Source organism: Pseudomonas promysalinigenes (genome assembly GCF_014269025.2).
In the GTDB taxonomy this organism is placed as follows: domain Bacteria; phylum Pseudomonadota; class Gammaproteobacteria; order Pseudomonadales; family Pseudomonadaceae; genus Aquipseudomonas; species Aquipseudomonas promysalinigenes.
Map to the genome: position 1 here is coordinate 212,613 of NZ_CP077094.1, position 15,696 is coordinate 228,308.

12 protein-coding genes are annotated in these 15,696 nt (G+C 62.0%); 4 read left to right on the forward strand and 8 right to left on the reverse strand.

Annotated elements, in window-relative coordinates:
- The first annotated feature begins 379 nt into the window (after positions 1–379).
- The 3 genes from gabD to HU725_RS00975 all read left to right on the forward strand — a co-directional run bounded on the left by gabD (position 380) and on the right by HU725_RS00975 (position 4,681).
- Complete coding sequence (gene gabD / locus HU725_RS00965; protein ID WP_060478683.1) at positions 380–1,822, forward strand: NADP-dependent succinate-semialdehyde dehydrogenase; 1,443 nt, start codon at positions 380–382, stop codon at positions 1,820–1,822.
- A 181-nt stretch (positions 1,823–2,003) separates the two neighbouring features.
- Positions 2,004–3,281, forward strand: a complete 1,278-nt coding sequence (gene gabT / locus HU725_RS00970; RefSeq protein ID WP_186478368.1) for a 4-aminobutyrate--2-oxoglutarate transaminase — start codon at positions 2,004–2,006, stop codon at positions 3,279–3,281.
- 137 nt (positions 3,282–3,418) lie between these two features.
- Complete coding sequence (locus HU725_RS00975; RefSeq protein ID WP_186478369.1) at positions 3,419–4,681, forward strand: response regulator; 1,263 nt, start codon at positions 3,419–3,421, stop codon at positions 4,679–4,681.
- A gap of 24 nt (positions 4,682–4,705) precedes the next feature.
- Here HU725_RS00975 and HU725_RS00980 read toward each other — a convergent pair whose 3' ends face one another.
- Both HU725_RS00980 and desA read right to left on the reverse strand, forming a co-directional pair.
- Positions 4,706–5,692: a GGDEF domain-containing protein gene (locus HU725_RS00980; protein WP_186478370.1), complete on the reverse strand. Its 987-nt coding sequence runs from the start codon at positions 5,690–5,692 to the stop codon at positions 4,706–4,708.
- 142 nt (positions 5,693–5,834) lie between these two features.
- Positions 5,835–7,019: a delta-9 fatty acid desaturase DesA gene (gene desA / locus HU725_RS00985; protein WP_186478371.1), complete on the reverse strand. Its 1,185-nt coding sequence runs from the start codon at positions 7,017–7,019 to the stop codon at positions 5,835–5,837.
- Positions 7,020–7,167: 148 nt separating this feature from the next.
- Here desA and dibA point away from each other — a divergent pair, with 148 nt between their 5' ends.
- Positions 7,168–9,063, forward strand: a complete 1,896-nt coding sequence (gene dibA / locus HU725_RS00990) for a phosphodiesterase DibA (protein WP_186478372.1) — start codon at positions 7,168–7,170, stop codon at positions 9,061–9,063.
- Between the two features lie 68 nt (positions 9,064–9,131).
- Here the strand turns inward: dibA and HU725_RS00995 are convergent, their stop codons facing one another.
- The 6 genes from HU725_RS00995 to HU725_RS01020 form a co-directional block, all read right to left on the reverse strand.
- The gene (locus tag HU725_RS00995) at positions 9,132–9,776 is read right to left on the reverse strand and encodes a methionine ABC transporter permease (protein ID WP_060478689.1); all 645 of its coding nucleotides are present in this window, start codon (positions 9,774–9,776) and stop codon (positions 9,132–9,134) included.
- Positions 9,766–10,875 carry a methionine ABC transporter ATP-binding protein gene (locus HU725_RS01000; RefSeq protein ID WP_186478373.1) on the reverse strand — a complete coding sequence of 370 codons (1,110 nt, stop codon included), beginning with the start codon at positions 10,873–10,875 and terminating at the stop codon, positions 9,766–9,768. Before HU725_RS01000 ends, HU725_RS00995 begins: the two co-directional genes overlap by 11 nt.
- A gap of 1 nt (position 10,876) precedes the next feature.
- A complete protein-coding gene (locus HU725_RS01005; RefSeq protein WP_186478374.1) occupies positions 10,877–11,677 on the reverse strand; it encodes a MetQ/NlpA family ABC transporter substrate-binding protein in 801 nt (266 codons plus the stop codon).
- Positions 11,670–13,061 (reverse strand): LLM class flavin-dependent oxidoreductase, encoded by a 1,392-nt coding sequence (locus HU725_RS01010; protein ID WP_060478692.1) that lies wholly within the window; start codon positions 13,059–13,061, stop codon positions 11,670–11,672. The genes HU725_RS01005 and HU725_RS01010 overlap by 8 nt, the downstream gene beginning before the upstream one ends.
- Entirely contained in the window at positions 13,061–14,242 is a 1,182-nt protein-coding gene (locus HU725_RS01015; protein ID WP_186478375.1) for an SfnB family sulfur acquisition oxidoreductase, read from the reverse strand. The genes HU725_RS01010 and HU725_RS01015 overlap by 1 nt, the downstream gene beginning before the upstream one ends.
- Before the next feature lie 107 nt (positions 14,243–14,349).
- Complete coding sequence (locus HU725_RS01020; RefSeq protein WP_186478376.1) at positions 14,350–15,591, reverse strand: SfnB family sulfur acquisition oxidoreductase; 1,242 nt, start codon at positions 15,589–15,591, stop codon at positions 14,350–14,352.
- Between the last annotated feature and the right edge of the window lie 105 nt (positions 15,592–15,696).

Below are 15,696 nucleotides of genomic sequence, written 5' to 3' on the forward strand. Positions count from 1 at the left end.
TCAACTTTGCATGAGCGGCGTCGGCTAACCTTCATCAGCGTTTCGCGGGTAAACACACAGGCCAGCATGGGCTTTGCGATAGACTCCAGCTTGTGAGAGCGGCTTTAGCGCAACGGTCTGCACAGCTCGACAAGCCTTTTGCTCCACCGGCTGTCACATGGCTATGCATGACCTGTGCAGGCCGGTTCACCCGCGAACAGGTCAGTTGCCGCTTTGCAAAGTGCTGCACTTTTAGCCAGGCTGTTCAACCATTCGTTCTTTTTTTTGAACAGCCTATTGTCCAACACCCCAGCACCCGCTTAGCATTCGTTTGAGATTTCAAACGCTCGATGCCCTGCGTTGGGCGCTTTTCATACAATCAACAATTCGGGAAGCCGACATGCAGCTCAAAGACGCTCAGTTGTTCCGCCAGCAAGCCTTCATCAACGGTGAGTGGCTGGATGCGGACAGCGGCCAGACCATCAATGTGACCAACCCGGCCACAGGTGAAGTCATCGGTACCGTGCCGAAGATGGGCACTGCGGAAACCCGCCGCGCCATCGAAGCCGCCGACAAGGCCCTGCCGGCCTGGCGTGCACTGACCGCCAAGGAGCGCTCGGCCAAGCTGCGTCGCTGGTTCGAACTGATGATCGAAAACCAGGACGACCTGGCTCGCCTGATGACCACCGAACAAGGCAAGCCGCTGGCCGAAGCCAAAGGCGAAATCGCCTACGCGGCCTCGTTCATCGAGTGGTTCGCCGAAGAAGCCAAGCGCGTTTATGGTGACACCATCCCAGGTCACCAGCCAGACAAGCGCCTGATCGTCATCAAGCAGCCAATCGGCGTTACGGCGGCCATCACCCCGTGGAACTTCCCGGCTGCCATGATCACCCGTAAAGCCGGCCCGGCCCTTGCTGCGGGTTGCACCATGGTGCTCAAGCCTGCCTCGCAGACCCCATACTCGGCCCTGGCGCTGGTCGAACTGGCAAACCGTGCCGGTATCCCGGCTGGCGTGCTGAGCGTAGTTACCGGCAGCGCTGGTGAAGTCGGCGGCGAGCTGACCGGCAACTCCCTGGTACGTAAGCTGTCCTTCACCGGCTCGACCGAAATTGGTCGCCAGCTGATGCAAGAATGCGCCAAGGACATCAAGAAAGTTTCCCTGGAACTGGGTGGCAACGCTCCGTTCATCGTGTTCGACGACGCCGACCTGGACAAGGCGGTCGAGGGCGCGATCATCTCCAAGTACCGCAACAACGGCCAGACCTGCGTTTGCGCCAACCGTATCTATGTGCAGGACGGCGTCTACGACGCGTTCGCTCAGAAGCTGGCTGCCGCAGTGGCCAAACTGAAGATCGGTAACGGCCTGGAAGAGGGCACCACCACTGGCCCGCTGATCGACGGCAAGGCTGTAGCCAAGGTTCAGGAACACATCGAAGACGCCGTTGGCAAAGGCGCCAAGGTGCTGTCCGGTGGCAAGCTGATCGAAGGCAACTTCTTCGAGCCGACCATCCTGGTTGACGTGCCGAAAACCGCTGCAGTCGCTAAAGAAGAGACCTTCGGCCCACTGGCGCCACTGTTCCGCTTCAAAGACGAAGCCGAAGTCATTGCCATGTCCAACGACACCGAGTTCGGCCTGGCCTCGTACTTCTATGCCCGTGACATGAGCCGTGTGTTCCGTGTTGCCGAGGCCCTGGAATACGGCATGGTGGGTATCAACACCGGCCTGATCTCCAACGAAGTCGCGCCATTCGGCGGCATCAAGGCTTCGGGCCTGGGTCGTGAAGGCTCCAAGTACGGTATCGAGGACTACCTCGAAATCAAGTACCTGTGCATCAGCGTTTGATCGCCGGGTAAAGCTTTTACCTCTGCCAGCGGGGCGCGAGAGCGACGTCTCGCTGGCTTTTTTGACATCGCAGCACCTGGTGGCCAGGGCGTTCACGGCAGTCGATCAACGAATACTGTTCGCGAGCACTCCCAGCCACCCCCGAATAAAAGCGCCGCTGATTGGCGCAAATGAGGGCATTATGAGCAAGACCAACGAATCCTTGATGCAACGTCGTGTAGCCGCCGTCCCACGTGGCGTTGGCCAGATTCACCCAATCTTCGTTGAATCCGCGAAGAACTCCACGGTGATCGACGTTGAAGGCCGCGAACTGATCGACTTCGCCGGCGGCATCGCAGTACTGAACACTGGCCACCTGCACCCGAAAGTGGTTGCAGCCGTGCAAGAGCAGCTGACCAAGGTCAGCCACACCTGCTTCCAGGTGCTCGCGTACGAGCCTTACGTAGAGCTGTGCGAAAAGATCAACAAGCTGGTTCCAGGTGACTTCGACAAGAAGACCCTGCTGGTTTCCACCGGCTCTGAAGCCGTTGAAAACGCCGTCAAGATCGCCCGTGCTGCCACTGGCCGTGCTGGCGTGATCGCCTTCACCGGCGGTTACCATGGCCGCACCATGATGACCCTGGGCCTGACCGGCAAGGTCGTACCGTACTCCGCAGGCATGGGCCTGATGCCAGGCGGCATCTTCCGCGCCCTGTTCCCGAGCGAACTGCACGGTATCAGCGTTGACGACGCCATCGCTTCGGTCGAGCGCATCTTCAAGAACGACGCCGAGCCACGCGACATCGCCGCGATCATCCTCGAGCCAGTACAAGGCGAAGGCGGCTTCCTGCCAGCGCCGAAAGAGCTGATGAAGCGTCTGCGCGAGCTGTGCGACAAACACGGCATTCTGCTGATCGCCGACGAAGTGCAGACTGGCGCTGGCCGTACCGGCACCTTCTTCGCCATGGAACAGATGGGTGTTGCGCCTGACCTGACCACCTTCGCCAAATCCATTGCTGGCGGCTTCCCGCTGGCCGGTGTGTGCGGCAAGGCCGAAATCATGGACGCTATCGCCCCGGGCGGCCTGGGCGGCACCTACGCCGGTTCGCCGATCGCCTGCGCCGCTGCCTTGGCCGTTATCCAGGTGTTCGAGGAAGAAAAACTGCTGGACCGCAGCAAGGCGGTCGGTGAGCACCTCACCACTGGCCTGCGCAAGATCCAGGAAAAGCATCCGATCATTGGCGACGTCCGTGGTCTGGGCTCGATGATCGCTGTGGAAGTGTTCGAGAAGGGCACCCACACCCCGAACGCTGCTGCTGTTGCCCAAGTTGTGGCCAAAGCGCGCGACAAGGGCCTGATCCTGCTGTCGTGCGGCACCTACGGCAACGTCCTGCGTATCCTGGTTCCGCTGACCGCCGAAGACGCGCTGCTGGACAAAGGCCTGACCATCATCGAAGAGTGCTTCGCTGAACTCGCCTGATGTGACGCGCTTCATGAAAAAACCCGCTTCGGCGGGTTTTTTTTGTGCCAAGAAAAGCCCTGTAGCGCTATGGTGGTGTGAGGACTTGCCTTGGAAGCTGCAACGGATTGCGTGTCAGGGATATTCAGGAGTTGCTGATGAGTGCTGCAGACCCCACCCCACCTTGCGTATTGATTGCCGAAGGTGACCCTTGGGTAAGGGAAATGTTGAGCGAGATGCTGCTCAGCGTGCGCTGCGATGCCCGCTTGCAAGTCTGCGCCGACGGCACTCAGGCTCTTGCGGCGCTGGCCAGCAAGCCTGACCTGATCATCGCCGCCCGCGAGCTGGCCGGCGTCGATGGCCTGGACCTGCTGCGCAAGGTGCGGGTCAAAGGCCCGGGGTTGCCGTTCATTCTCATGAGCAACCGCAGCGACAGCGCCAGCGTTCGCGAAGCCTTACCACTGCACCCCACGGCTTACCTGAGCAAGCCGCTGAATCTCGATAAATTGCGCAAAAGCCTCGAAGAGCTGTTGCTGGCAGTAGGTGAGCAGGTGGCCTGCCCTGTGCCACCGTTGCAGCCTGGCACCAGGCTGCCGGCTTACCTTGAGCAGCGCCGCGCCAGTGCCGATGGCGGTCCTTTGTTCGCGGATGTACAACTGGCTATCAAGCGTGCGCTCAACCCCCAAGGCCTCAACCTCAAAGTGCTCGAAGAAGAGGTGCGTGGCGACCCGCAGATCACTGCGGTGCTGATCGCCGCTGCCAACAGCGCCAGCCTGCACCGTGACGCGCCTGTGCAGACCCTGCTGCAGGCGCTTAACAAGCTGGGCAGCACCCAGAGCATGAACTTGATCCTGGGTCTTACGCTCAAGCGCAGCGCGCGCCTGAGCGACCCCTTGCTTACACAACACGCCACGCATTACTGGAACTTGTCACTGCATTGCGCGGAATACGCCCGCTCGCTGGCACGCATGCTCGAGCTGGAGCAAGAGCGCTGCTACTGCGCCGGCCTGCTGCATTGCCTGGGTGACCTGGCGGTCTTGCGCTGCCTGCAGGAGTGGCGCCTGGCCGGGGGCGAGTTGGACGAGGGGCGGGTGACACTATCACTGGAGGAGTTCGGCGCGGCATTCGGCTCGGCCTTGCGCACCCGCTGGCGCCTGCCACTGAGCCTGCGGGAGCTGATTGCAGCGATCTACCAGTTAGGTGGTGGTGTGTATTCTCGGGAGATCCTGGCCATGAACCTGGCTGGGCAACTCGCCCGGCTGCCGGCAGAGCAAGGCCTGGAGAAGCTTGCCAGTAGCAAGACGGCGCGCTTGCTCAAGGTTGGCCTGCCAGAGCTGCGCCGGTTACGCAAGGTGGCGAATCCTGAAGGGGAGCCCCATGCCGATGGGCCGCTCGACCCGGACCCCTCCAGCAACGTTTGAGCTACCGTGGCAGCCGCGGGGCCATCAGCCGTGAACGATCTGATTCTTGCCCTGCCGCTTGGCGCGGTACATAGCGGCATCGGCACGGGCGAACAGGTCGTCCAGCGAGGTGTCTTGATCGGTCAGGGCGGTCAATCCTTGGCTTACCGTGACGCTATAGGTCTGTTCGCCGTGGCTGAAACTCAGCCGTTGGACCTCTCGCTGCAGGCGCTCAGCAATGAGCTCGGCAGCTTGTGCATTGCAACCTGGGAAGATGGCGGCGAACTCCTCACCCCCGATACGCCCGAACTGGTCCCCCCGGCGTAGAACGGCTTTGCCGCTGTCGGCGATGCGCTGGAGCACCTGGTCGCCTTCCTGATGGCCGTAACTGTCGTTGATACGCTTGAAGTCGTCGATGTCCAACAGCAGAAAGGCCAAAGGTGTGCCGTCCTCTCGGGCGTGATCGAACGCTTGTCGGGCACACTCGAAGAAATGCCGGCGGTTGCTGCTCTGGGTCAGCACATCGGTGGTAGCCAGGCGCTGCAGTTCGCCTTCCAATTGCTTCTTTTCGGTGATGTCTTCAGCAATACCAACGACGATGACCCGCTCACCTTCGCTCTGTTGATTGATGTAGCACTTATCGCTCAGCCAGCGTACCTGCCCGCTGGCGTTGAGAATACGGTACTCCCGGTCCTCCACGGCGCCTTTAAGCAGCACCTGGGCCAGGCTACGCTCGGCGAATTCCAGATCATCGGGATAGATGCTGTCGCGCCACTCGTTGTAGTCGGCCAGTACCAGGCTGGCTGGGCGGCCGAAGATGCGCTCGTAGGCGGGGCTGACATAAAGCACTTGACGGGTTTCCCAGTCAAAAGCCCACAGCACGGCATTGACGCTGTCCAGTAGTGAGCTGTAGAGCTGGTCGCGTTCACTCAAGCGGGCAACTTCGCCTTGGGCGTGGAGCAGGGCCAGCAAGGTTTGTGCAGTTTCGGGAGGTTGGCTACCTGATAGCAAAGGTGGAAGGTGTTTGGCCATGAGCACGGAGCGGATCTCAACAATGAGGCGTGCGGCCAAGAACCCGGCCCGCCACGCGGGCGATGTGCGGGTTTTGAGTCGGTTTTCACAAGGTAAGTTCCAGCAGGCACGCCCTATTGCAGGGCGCGCCGATCAGCGGCCTTCAGGCGCCAGTGGGGCGCAGGGAGTAGGTTTTAAGCTGTGCTGCGAAGTCGCGCAGGGCATGAATACCACTGGCCTCGGCCTCGTGTACCCAATCTTTCATTGCGGCCAACATGTCGTGACCATTGGCGCTGGTGCGCGCCCAGATCTGTTGCAGGGCGAGCCGCTTCTCATAGATGGTCTTCAGCGCCTGACTATGGGCGAGCATGCCCTCGATACGCAGGTGGTGACGGTCTTCCAGCAGGCTGGTTTCACGGGACAGCAGGCGCTTGGCACGGCGAAAGCGATGGCGGACAGACTCATCGACTTTTGCCAGCTCTTGCTTGACCAGCGGGGCGATCACCAGCTTGCGGTACTGGGCCATGATCTGGAACCGGTTATTGAGGATGGCCATGGCAGTGTCCATGTCCAGGCTGGCCTTGCCCTCGACCCTGTGGGCGATGGGCGCCACGCGCTGAACCTTGGCCAGGCGCAGCAGGCAGAACAGACGAATCCAGGCCCAGCCCATGTCGAACTCCCAGCGCTTGACGGAAAGCTTGGCCGAGTTGGGGTAGGTGTGATGGTTGTTGTGCAGCTCTTCGCCACCGATGACGATGCCCCACGGCACCAGGTTGGTGGCGGCGTCGCGGCATTCGAAATTGCGGTAGCCCACCGCGTGGCCCAAGCCATTGACCACGCCTGCGGCCCAGAACGGAATCCACATCATCTGCACCGCCCAGACGGTGATGCCAGCGGTGCCGAACAGCAGCAGGTCGATGATGGCCATCAGCACGATGCCGCCGAATTTGAAGCGTGAGTAAAGGTTGCGCTCGACCCAATCCTGCGGGCAATTTTTGCCATAGATGCGCAGCGTTTCAGGGTTGCGGGCCTCTTCGCGGTAGAGTTCGGCGCCTTTGCGCAGCACCGTACCAAGGCCCTTGTATACGGGGCTGTGTGGGTCGTCCGGGGTTTCGCACTTGGCGTGGTGCTTGCGGTGAACGGCGGTCCACTCACGGGTGTTCTGCGCTGTGGTCAGCCACAGCCAGAAGCGGAAGAAGTGCTTGAGCGCGCCGTTAAGCTCCAGCGCACGGTGGGCGGAGTAGCGGTGCAGGTAGAGAGTGACGCTGATGATGGTCACGTGGGTCATCAGCAGGGTGACGCCAACCAGTTGCCAGGCCGACAAGTCGAGCAAACCGTTGTACCACATAGGTGTAGAAGCCCTCGTGAATGCAGGGAGAAGGGTGTGATTATCCCTTGGCAGGGAAATAAAACCAGTCACCCTTTCCGATAGGAAGTCACGGCATGTTTCAGCCTTTATAATGCCCCATCCTTTTTCATGGGCTTTCCCCCCCGACATGTCTGTTTCCGTTCGCGACGCCTTGCGCATGGCCGCGCTGTATGTGGTGCTCTCGTTCCTTTGGCTGGTGTTGGCCGAGGTGGTCCTGCGCAGTATGACTGACGACCCGCTTGCGTTAACCGTGGGCCGGCAGATCAATGTAGTGGTGTGGGTGCTGGTCAGCGCCCTGCTGATCTTCGTGACCCGCGCCCGTCTGCTCAACTTCATCGGCGTCGGCGCGCGCCTGCGCAGCGAGGACCGCGAGCGCCTGCGCATGGCTGCAGCTGTGTTCGACAGTACACTGGAAGGCGTACTGGTTACCGACCGTCACGGCCTGATCGTGCATGTCAATCGTGCCTTCATGCAGATCACTGGGTACCAGCAGGAGGAAGTGCTCGGCCAGCGCCCCAGCAAGTTCAAGTCTGGGCGCCATGACGCGGCGTTCTACCAACAAATCTACGGGGCGCTGGCAGAAAAGGGCGAGTGGAGCGGTGAGATCTGGAACCGCCGCAAAAGCGGCGAAATCTACCCGCAATGGCAGACCATCAGCGCCATTCGCGATGAGCATGGTGAGCTGAGTCATTATGTGGCGGTGTTCAGCGACATCAGTGCCATCAAACATACCGAACAGGAACTCGCTTACCTGGCCCACCATGACCCGCTCACCGGGTTGCCCAATCGGTTGCTGTTCAACGACCGTGCCCGGCAGGCCCTGGCCGCGGCGCAGGCCAACAAGCGAGGCTGCGCGCTGCTGTTGCTCGATTTGGATCACTTTCAGAGCATCAACGATGGCCTTGGCCACACCATCGGCGACCAGTTGCTCAAGCTGGTTGGCGAGCGCCTGGGCCAGGCCGTGGGCAGCAGCGTTACCCTGGCGCGTCTGGGCGGCGACGAGTTCGGGGTGCTGGCCGAGAACTGCCAGCAGGTAGGGCAAGCTGGCAAGCTGGCCCAAGGCATCATCGAGCGCATGCGCGAACCTTTCGAGTTCGACGGCCACCGGCTGTTCATCAGTGCCAGCGTGGGTATCAGCCTGTTCCCCAGCGATGCGCTGAGCGCCGAGCAGCTGTTGCGCAATGCCGATTCGGCACTGTTCAAGGCCAAGAGCAGTGGCCGTGCCTGCTATGCGTTGTACACGGAGGAGCTGACCGCGCACGCACAGCACCGTGTCGAAACCGCCAGTGAACTGCGCCGGGCCTTGGCCAAGGATGAGCTGCGGGTGTTTTTCCAACCGGTGCATGACCTGTTCACGGCAAGGATGGTCGGGGTCGAGGCGCTGGTTCGCTGGCAGCATCCGCAGCGCGGGTTGGTGCCGCCTGGGGAGTTCATTCCGATCGCCGAGCGCACTGGGCTGATTGCCGAGATCGATGCCTGGGTACTGCGTGAAGCATGCCTGCAGATGGTGCATTGGCAGGCCCAGGGGCGATCGCTGGAATTCGTTGCCGTAAATATCTCTAGCCGCTTGTTCGGCCAGCGTGAGTTGTACAGGCAGGTTGCCGATGTGCTCCACCAAACCGGCTTGGACCCGGCCTTGCTGGAACTGGAGGTGACCGAAAGTGCGGTGATGGAAGACCCGGAGGTGGCCCTTGAACAACTGCATCGCTTGCGTGAGCTGGGCTTGAACCTGGCCATCGATGACTTCGGTACAGGCTATTCGTCGCTGCTGCGGCTCAAGCGCATGCCCGTGCAAAAGCTCAAGATCGACCAAGGTTTCGTGGCTGGCCTGCCGTTGGACGATGATGACATTGCGATCGTGCGGGTGATCATCGCCCTTGCGCGGAGCATGGGCATGCAAGTGCATGCTGAAGGCATCGAAGAGGCCGAGCAGGCGCGGTTCCTGTTGGAGCAGCAGTGCCAACTGGGGCAGGGGTACTGGTTCGGCCGGCCGGTCCCGGCTGGCGATCTGCGCTGGGGTTGAAAGGTAGGGCGCCAGGTTCTCTGCGCCTGTGATATCTCACAGGCGCAGCAGAGGCAACGGCAGGTGCGTCAACGCTTGTTCAACCCTTTCGCCAGCCTGTCCCCACCCAGTTGTATCAGTGCCACCAAAGCCACCAGCATGGCGATCACGGTCAACATGATCTGGCTGTCGAAACGCTGATACCCGTAGCGATAGGCGATGTCCCCCAGCCCGCCTGCGCCAATCGCCCCGGCCATGGCCGAAGAGTTGATCAGCGTTACCAGCGTGACAGTGAACCCGCCGATGATCCCCGGCAGCGCCTCAGGCAGCAGCACATGCCAAACGATGTGCCAGCGCCGGCAACCCATGGCCTGGGCGGCTTCCACCAGACCATGATCGACCTCGCGCAGGCTTACCTCGGCAATGCGCGCGAAGAAAGGTGTGGCAGCGATGGTCAGCGGTACCACGGCTGCCCAGACGCCGTAGGTAGTGCCTACCACCAGCCGAGTGAAGGGGATCAGCGCGACCATCAAGATCAGGAATGGGATGGAGCGGAACAGGTTGACGAAGCCACCCAGCACGCGATTGAGCAACGGTGCCTGGTAGATACCGCCTTTATCGCTGGTGACCAGCAGTACTGCCAGCGGCACACCCAGCAGCAGCGCGATCAATGAAGACACGCCCACCATCAATAGCGTGTCGAGCAGCCCTTGCAGCAAGCGATCAAACCACATGGCCCAGTACCTCCACGTTCTCGGCCCAGCACCGTGCACGGTCGAGCAATTGCTGGGTGTCATGCACCGAGCCCTGAACAGACAGGATCAGTTGGCCAAGCGCATGCGTGCCAATGGTTTGCACGCCACCTTGGAGCAGGCGCACACGCCCGCCCAGGTCGGCGAACAGCTCCGACAGGGCAGGTTCGCCAAGCAGGGTCAGTTTGAGCACCACGGCGCTGTCTTGACCCACTGGATCGGCCCGCAGGCTTGCCTGTAACGCAGCAGGCAGCTTGGTCTGCAACGGTGCAAGCAGGGTACGAGTGACCTCGTGGCGGGGGCTGCCGAACACCCGCCAGACTTCGCCCTGTTCCACCACAGCTCCCTGCTCCAGCACCACCACGCGATGGCAGATATCACGGATCACGGCCATTTCATGGGTGATCAGCACCACCGTCAGGCCCAGGCGCAGGTTGATGTCGCGCAGCAACTGGAGGATGGACGCCGTGGTTTCGGGGTCAAGCGCCGAGGTAGCCTCATCGCACAATAGAATATCGGGGTCATGCACCAGTGCCCTGGCGATGCCAACCCGCTGCTTCTGGCCTCCGGACAGCTGGGCCGGGTAAACCTGATGTTTGTCTTGCAGGCCAACCAGCGCAAGCAGCTCGCGGACCTTACGCTGACGCTCGGCCTTCGCCACGCCCGCGACTTTCAGGGGCAGCTCCACGTTCTGCCACACGGTCTTGGCCGACATCAGGTTGAAGTGTTGGAAAATCATGCCGATGCGCCGACGCAGCGCCACCAGGCGTTCTTCGTCGAAGGGTGCGATATCGATCTGGTCGATCAGCACGCGGCCCTGGCTTGGCTGTTCCAGGCGGTTGATGGTGCGCAGCAACGATGACTTGCCCGCGCCGCTGCGGCCGATGATGCCAAAGATCTCACCTCGGCGGATATTCAGGTCGATGCCCTGCAGGGCAGGTTGCTGCTGGCCGGGGTAGGTCTTACCCAGCCCGATGAAGCGCACGTGGGCCTGGTCGAGCTCAGGTCGCAGGGCGTGCTGGGTGGCCGGGGCTGGTGATGGTTGAGCAGTTGGCGCCCTGAGCGCATTGGCCTGGCTCATCTCAGCCCTCCCAGCCGGCTTGATACAGGCTGCCGTGGGCTTTGTTCAGCGCCGCACGTACCGCTGGCGAGTGCTGGTAGATATCCACGAACTTGGCCAGGCGAGGGTCGTCTTTGCTTTGCGGGCGGATGACGAACTGAATCACGTATTCCTTGTTTTCAAGGCCATCGAAAAGCAGTGCCGAGGTGGCGTCGAAACTGTTGGCCAGGCGGATGTAGGCCGGGTAGCCCTGGACCAGATCGGCATCATCGTAGGCGCGCACCAGTTGCACGGCTTCGACTTGTAGGATCTTCAACTTCTTGGGGTTGGCGATGATGTCGTCTTCAGTGGCCTTGTAACCCACGCCCGGTTTCAAGGTGATCAAGCCAGCCTTGGCCAGCAGCTGCAAGCCGCGGCCGCTGTTGATCGGGTCGTTGGCGATGGCCACGCTTGCCCCTTCGGGCAGTTGCGCGAAGCTTTTGTAGCGCTTGGAATACAGGCCGACGTTGTTGATGATGCCGGGTGCATAGGGCACCAGGTTGAAACCGGCTGCAGCCTTGGCGTTTTCCAGAAAGGGAATGTGCTGGAAGTAGTTGACGTCGATATCGCCGCTGTTGAGGCTGACATTCGGCGCGATCCAGTCGCTGAATTCGATCAGCTTCACTTCCAGGCCTTGTTTGTGTGCCTCTTCCACCGCTGCCTCCAGCGGGATGGCAAAGGCGGCGGTGGTGCCGATCTTAAGTGATTCGCCAGCCACGGCACTGGTGGCCAGACTCAAGCTGATGGCAAAGGCCGCGACGGGCCGGATCAATTTTTCAAGCATGGTGCAGGGCTCCAGTCGGGCTGACGATAGGTGGGTTGCGGTAGGTGGAACCTGGGTGCTCGGCGGGCAGGTACGGGTGATCGCTTTCGAACAGCTTTTCGCGCAGGGTGCCGTCGGCGTAGGCGGTTTTGTAGCGGCCGCGTTGCTGCAACTGGGGGACCACCAGCTCGATGAAGTCTTCATAGCTTTCCGGGGTCACGGTGCGGGTCAGGTTGAAACCGTCCAGGCCGGTTTCGTCGATCCAGGCAATCAGTTGCTCCGCAATCTGGTCCGGGGCACCGACCAGCGTCACATAGCGTCCGCCCAAGGCGTGCTGTTGCAACAGCTGGCGGCGGGTCCAGACGTTTTCCTGCAATTGCCGGGTGGCCGACTGAATAGCATTGCCTTTGCTGGCGCCGATCGGCTCGTCCAGCCCGTAGCTGGCAAAGTCGATGCCGGTCGAGGCCGCAAAATGGGCAACACCGGCTTCGGCGCTGGCGTGTTGCAGGTATTCGGCGTATTTGGCCTGAGCCTGTTGCTCGGTAGGCGCCACGATCACCGTGATGCCCATGAACACCTTCACTGCCTGGGCGCTGCGGCCGGCAGCCTGGGCGGCCGCACGCACCTTGTCGACCTGGGCGCGGGTGGCGGCTTTGCTCTGGCCACTGATGAACACGCATTCGGCATGGTTGCCGGCAAACGCCAGGCCACGCGGGGAGCTGCCTGCCTGGAACAGTACCGGCGTGCGCTGTGGCGAGGGCTCGCACAAGTGGTAGCCCTCGACCGTGTAGAACTCGCCTTGGTGGCGCACCTTGCGCACTTTGCTCGGCTCTGCGTACACCCGGCGTTTGCGGTCGCTGACCACGGCATCGTCCGCCCAGCTACCTTCGAGCAGTTGGTAGAGCACCTGCAAATATTCGTCGGCCTGGTCGTAACGGCGGTCGTGCTCGGGCTGTTGCGCCAGGCCCATGGCGCGGGCGGCGCTGTCGAGGTACCCGGTGACGATGTTCCAGCCGACCCGGCCATTGCTCAGGTGGTCGAGGGTGGAGAGGCGCCGAGCGAACAGGTAAGGGGCTTCGTAGGTCAGGTTGGCGGTCAGGCCGAAGCCCAGGTGGCGTGTGACCGCGGCCATGGCCGATACCAGCAGCAGCGGGTCGTTGACCGGCAACTGGATCGACTCTTTCAGCGGCACGTCGACGGAGTTGCCGTAAATGTCATAGGTGCCGACGATATCGGCGATGAACAAACCGTCGAACAGCCCACGCTCCAGCAGGCGCGCCAGATCGGTCCAGTAGGCCAGGGTCTTGTACTGGGTCGAGGTGTCCCGTGGGTGGGTCCACAGGCCGTGGTTGATGTGCCCAATGCAGTTCATGTTGAAGGCATTGAGCAGGATCTGCTTGGCCATCAGATGGTCCCCCGGCGTGGAGGGTTTGCGTGGTTGAGGTAGTAATTGCCGATGGCGTGGTATTTCCAGCGTACCGGGTCGTGCAGCGTATGCACGCGTGCGTTGCGCCAGTGGCGGTCGAGGTTGTGCTCGGCCAGCGTGGCCTGGCTGCCGGCCAGTTCGAACAGGCTGGTGCCAGCGGACAGAGACACCTCAGTGCTGATCGCCCGTGCTTCGGCTACCGCAATCGAAGCTGCCGCGACATTGTCGGCAGTGCTGTCGAGCTGAGCGCGGTCGAGGTATTCACCCGCACGCTCGAGCAACGCCTCGGCGGCATGCAGGCGGATGACCAGATGGCCGAAGCTTTTCAGGGTCAGAGGGTCGTCACTGGCCTTGTCCACGCCCGAATCAACCCACGGTCGGCTTCGGGTGCGCACGAAATGCAGGGCGTCTTGCACCGCAGCACGGGCAATGCCGGTGTCGATGGCTGCGTGCAGTATCTGCGCCAGCGGGCCGACCGGGGTCGGGCGTTCGAAAGCGCTTTCGAAGGGCACCACGTCTTCGGCGCCGACCCAAACGTTGTCGAATGTCACCGAGCCGCTGCCGGTGGTGCGTTGGCCAAAGCCGCTCCAGTCATCGATGACTTCAAGCCCGTGGCTGTCGGCGGGGACGAAAGCCAGTTGCTGACGGCCTTGCTCGTCGATCACCGAGGTCGGGATACGCTGGGCGTACAAGGCACCGGTGGCGTAGAACTTGCGGCCATTGATGCGATAACCGGCGCCATCGCGGGTCAGGCGCGTGGTGCGGTCGTGAGCGGTTTTAGTGCCGAGCTCTGCCAGTGCATTGCCGAAGCGGCGGCCTGCGAGGACTTCGGCATATAGCCGATGCTGCTGCTCGGGGCTGCCGTTCACCCGTAGTACTTCCAGGGCGTAGAAATGATTCTGCGGGATTTGCCCCAGCGAGGCGTCCGCCTGGGCAATGCGGGCGACGACTTTGGCCAGGGTGACGTTGGATACGCCGGCGCCGCCGAAAGCTTTGGGAACGCTGATGGCCCATAGGCCGGAGCGGGTGAACAGTTCCAGCTCGGCATGGGGCAAGCGGCGTTCGCGGTCGCGCAGAGCGCTGTCACGCTCGAGTTGCTGGGCGATGTGTTCAGCGACGGAAAGTGCCTGGGCGTCGCTGGTGATAACGGATGTAGTCATGGTGATCTCCGCAGCCAATAGGGCCGCTTTTACAGGCGAGCGCGATCCCGTGTAGGAGCGGCCTCATATCGCGAAGGGGCTGCTAAGCAGCCCCGAGGCCCTCGAACTCAGATCCAGGAATGCCGGGCTGGTAGGGTGCCGTTGAGGTAGTAGGAGCCGACGGCGTGATACTTCCAGCGCACCGGGTCGTGCAGGGTGTGTACCCGAGCATTGCGCCAGTGCCGGTCAAGGTTGAACTCGGCCAGGCTCGCGCGGCTACCGGCCAGCTCGAAGAGCTTCTCGCTGGCCAGCAGGGCGATTTCGGTGGTCAAGACCTTGGCCTCAGCCACGGCAATCGAGGCCCGCGCCGCAGCGTCAGCATCGATGGGCCCTGCGTTGACCTCGTCGAGTACCTGCGCGGCCTTGCGCAGCAGCGTCTCAGCGGCATGCAGCTCGAGCTTCAGGCGGCCGACATCGGCGATCACGTAAGGGTCATCGCCCGCACGCTCGACCTTGGCGTCGATCCATGGCCGGGACTTTTCCCCGACGAAGGCGATGGCGTCGTCGATAGCTGCCTCGGCGATGCCCGCATCGATGGCTGCCTGGATCAGCTGCGAGGCCGCGCCCTGAATATTGGGGATATCGCGCTGGCGCCAGTTGTCGATGACCAGTTCGGCGTCTACTGGTACTTGGTCGAGCAGCACAGTCCCGCTGGCAGTGGTGCGCTGGCCGAAGCCGGACCAGTCGTCGACGATGCGTAGCCCTGGCGAGCCACGGCGTACGAAGGCCAGGCGCTGGCGGCCTTCATCGTCCAGTGCCTTGACCGCCACCCAGTGGGCGAACAGCGCACCGGTGGAATAGAACTTCTCGCCGCTGATGCGATAGCCGTCGCCGCTGCGGCTAATGCGCGCCTTGAGCGTCAGCGTGTCTTTGGTGCCCCGCTCGGGGCCGGCGTTACCGATGCGCCAGCCGTCCAGCACGCTGCGCCAGATCAGCGCCTGTTGGGCTTGGGTCGCGGTCAGGCGCAGCAGTTGCAGAATGCCGAACTGGTTCTGCGGAATTTGCCCCAAGGCCGGGTCGGCAGCGCTGATCAGGCGGAACACCTCGGCAATGGTGACGAACGAGACGTCTGGGCCACCGTAGGCTTTGGGCACACTGATGCTGCCCAGGCCACTACGGGTGAACTGTTCGATCTCTGCCCAGGGCAATTTGCGATGTTGGTCGCGCTGAGCGGCCTGCTCGCGGGCATGGCTTGCCAGTTCACGGGCAGCCTGCAATGCCTCGGCGTCATTGCGCAGAACCTTGGCGCGCAGCAGCGGGGGCGGGCTGTCGATATCGCTGTGGAAGGGGGTATTGGGTTGGATGGTCATCAGAACCGAACCTCACAAAGTGGATGCGTCGCTTCAGTTGATGGCGACAAGCGTTTGTGGTCCGGTGGTCCGGTTCATATAGCCTAATGGCTTATAAATTGTTTA

Coding starts and splice junctions, on each gene's coding strand:
- gabD (WP_060478683.1), top strand. CDS start 380: ATGCAGCTCAAAGACGCTCAGTTGTTCCGCCAGCAAGCCTTCATCAAC.
- gabT (WP_186478368.1), top strand. CDS start 2,004: ATGAGCAAGACCAACGAATCCTTGATGCAACGTCGTGTAGCCGCCGTC.
- HU725_RS00975 (WP_186478369.1), top strand. CDS start 3,419: ATGAGTGCTGCAGACCCCACCCCACCTTGCGTATTGATTGCCGAAGGT.
- HU725_RS00980 (WP_186478370.1), bottom strand. CDS start 5,692: ATGGCCAAACACCTTCCACCTTTGCTATCAGGTAGCCAACCTCCCGAA.
- desA (WP_186478371.1), bottom strand. CDS start 7,019: ATGTGGTACAACGGTTTGCTCGACTTGTCGGCCTGGCAACTGGTTGGC.
- dibA (WP_186478372.1), top strand. CDS start 7,168: ATGTCTGTTTCCGTTCGCGACGCCTTGCGCATGGCCGCGCTGTATGTG.
- HU725_RS00995 (WP_060478689.1), bottom strand. CDS start 9,776: ATGTGGTTTGATCGCTTGCTGCAAGGGCTGCTCGACACGCTATTGATG.
- HU725_RS01000 (WP_186478373.1), bottom strand. CDS start 10,875: ATGAGCCAGGCCAATGCGCTCAGGGCGCCAACTGCTCAACCATCACCA.
- HU725_RS01005 (WP_186478374.1), bottom strand. CDS start 11,677: ATGCTTGAAAAATTGATCCGGCCCGTCGCGGCCTTTGCCATCAGCTTG.
- HU725_RS01010 (WP_060478692.1), bottom strand. CDS start 13,061: ATGGCCAAGCAGATCCTGCTCAATGCCTTCAACATGAACTGCATTGGG.
- HU725_RS01015 (WP_186478375.1), bottom strand. CDS start 14,242: ATGACTACATCCGTTATCACCAGCGACGCCCAGGCACTTTCCGTCGCT.
- HU725_RS01020 (WP_186478376.1), bottom strand. CDS start 15,591: ATGACCATCCAACCCAATACCCCCTTCCACAGCGATATCGACAGCCCG.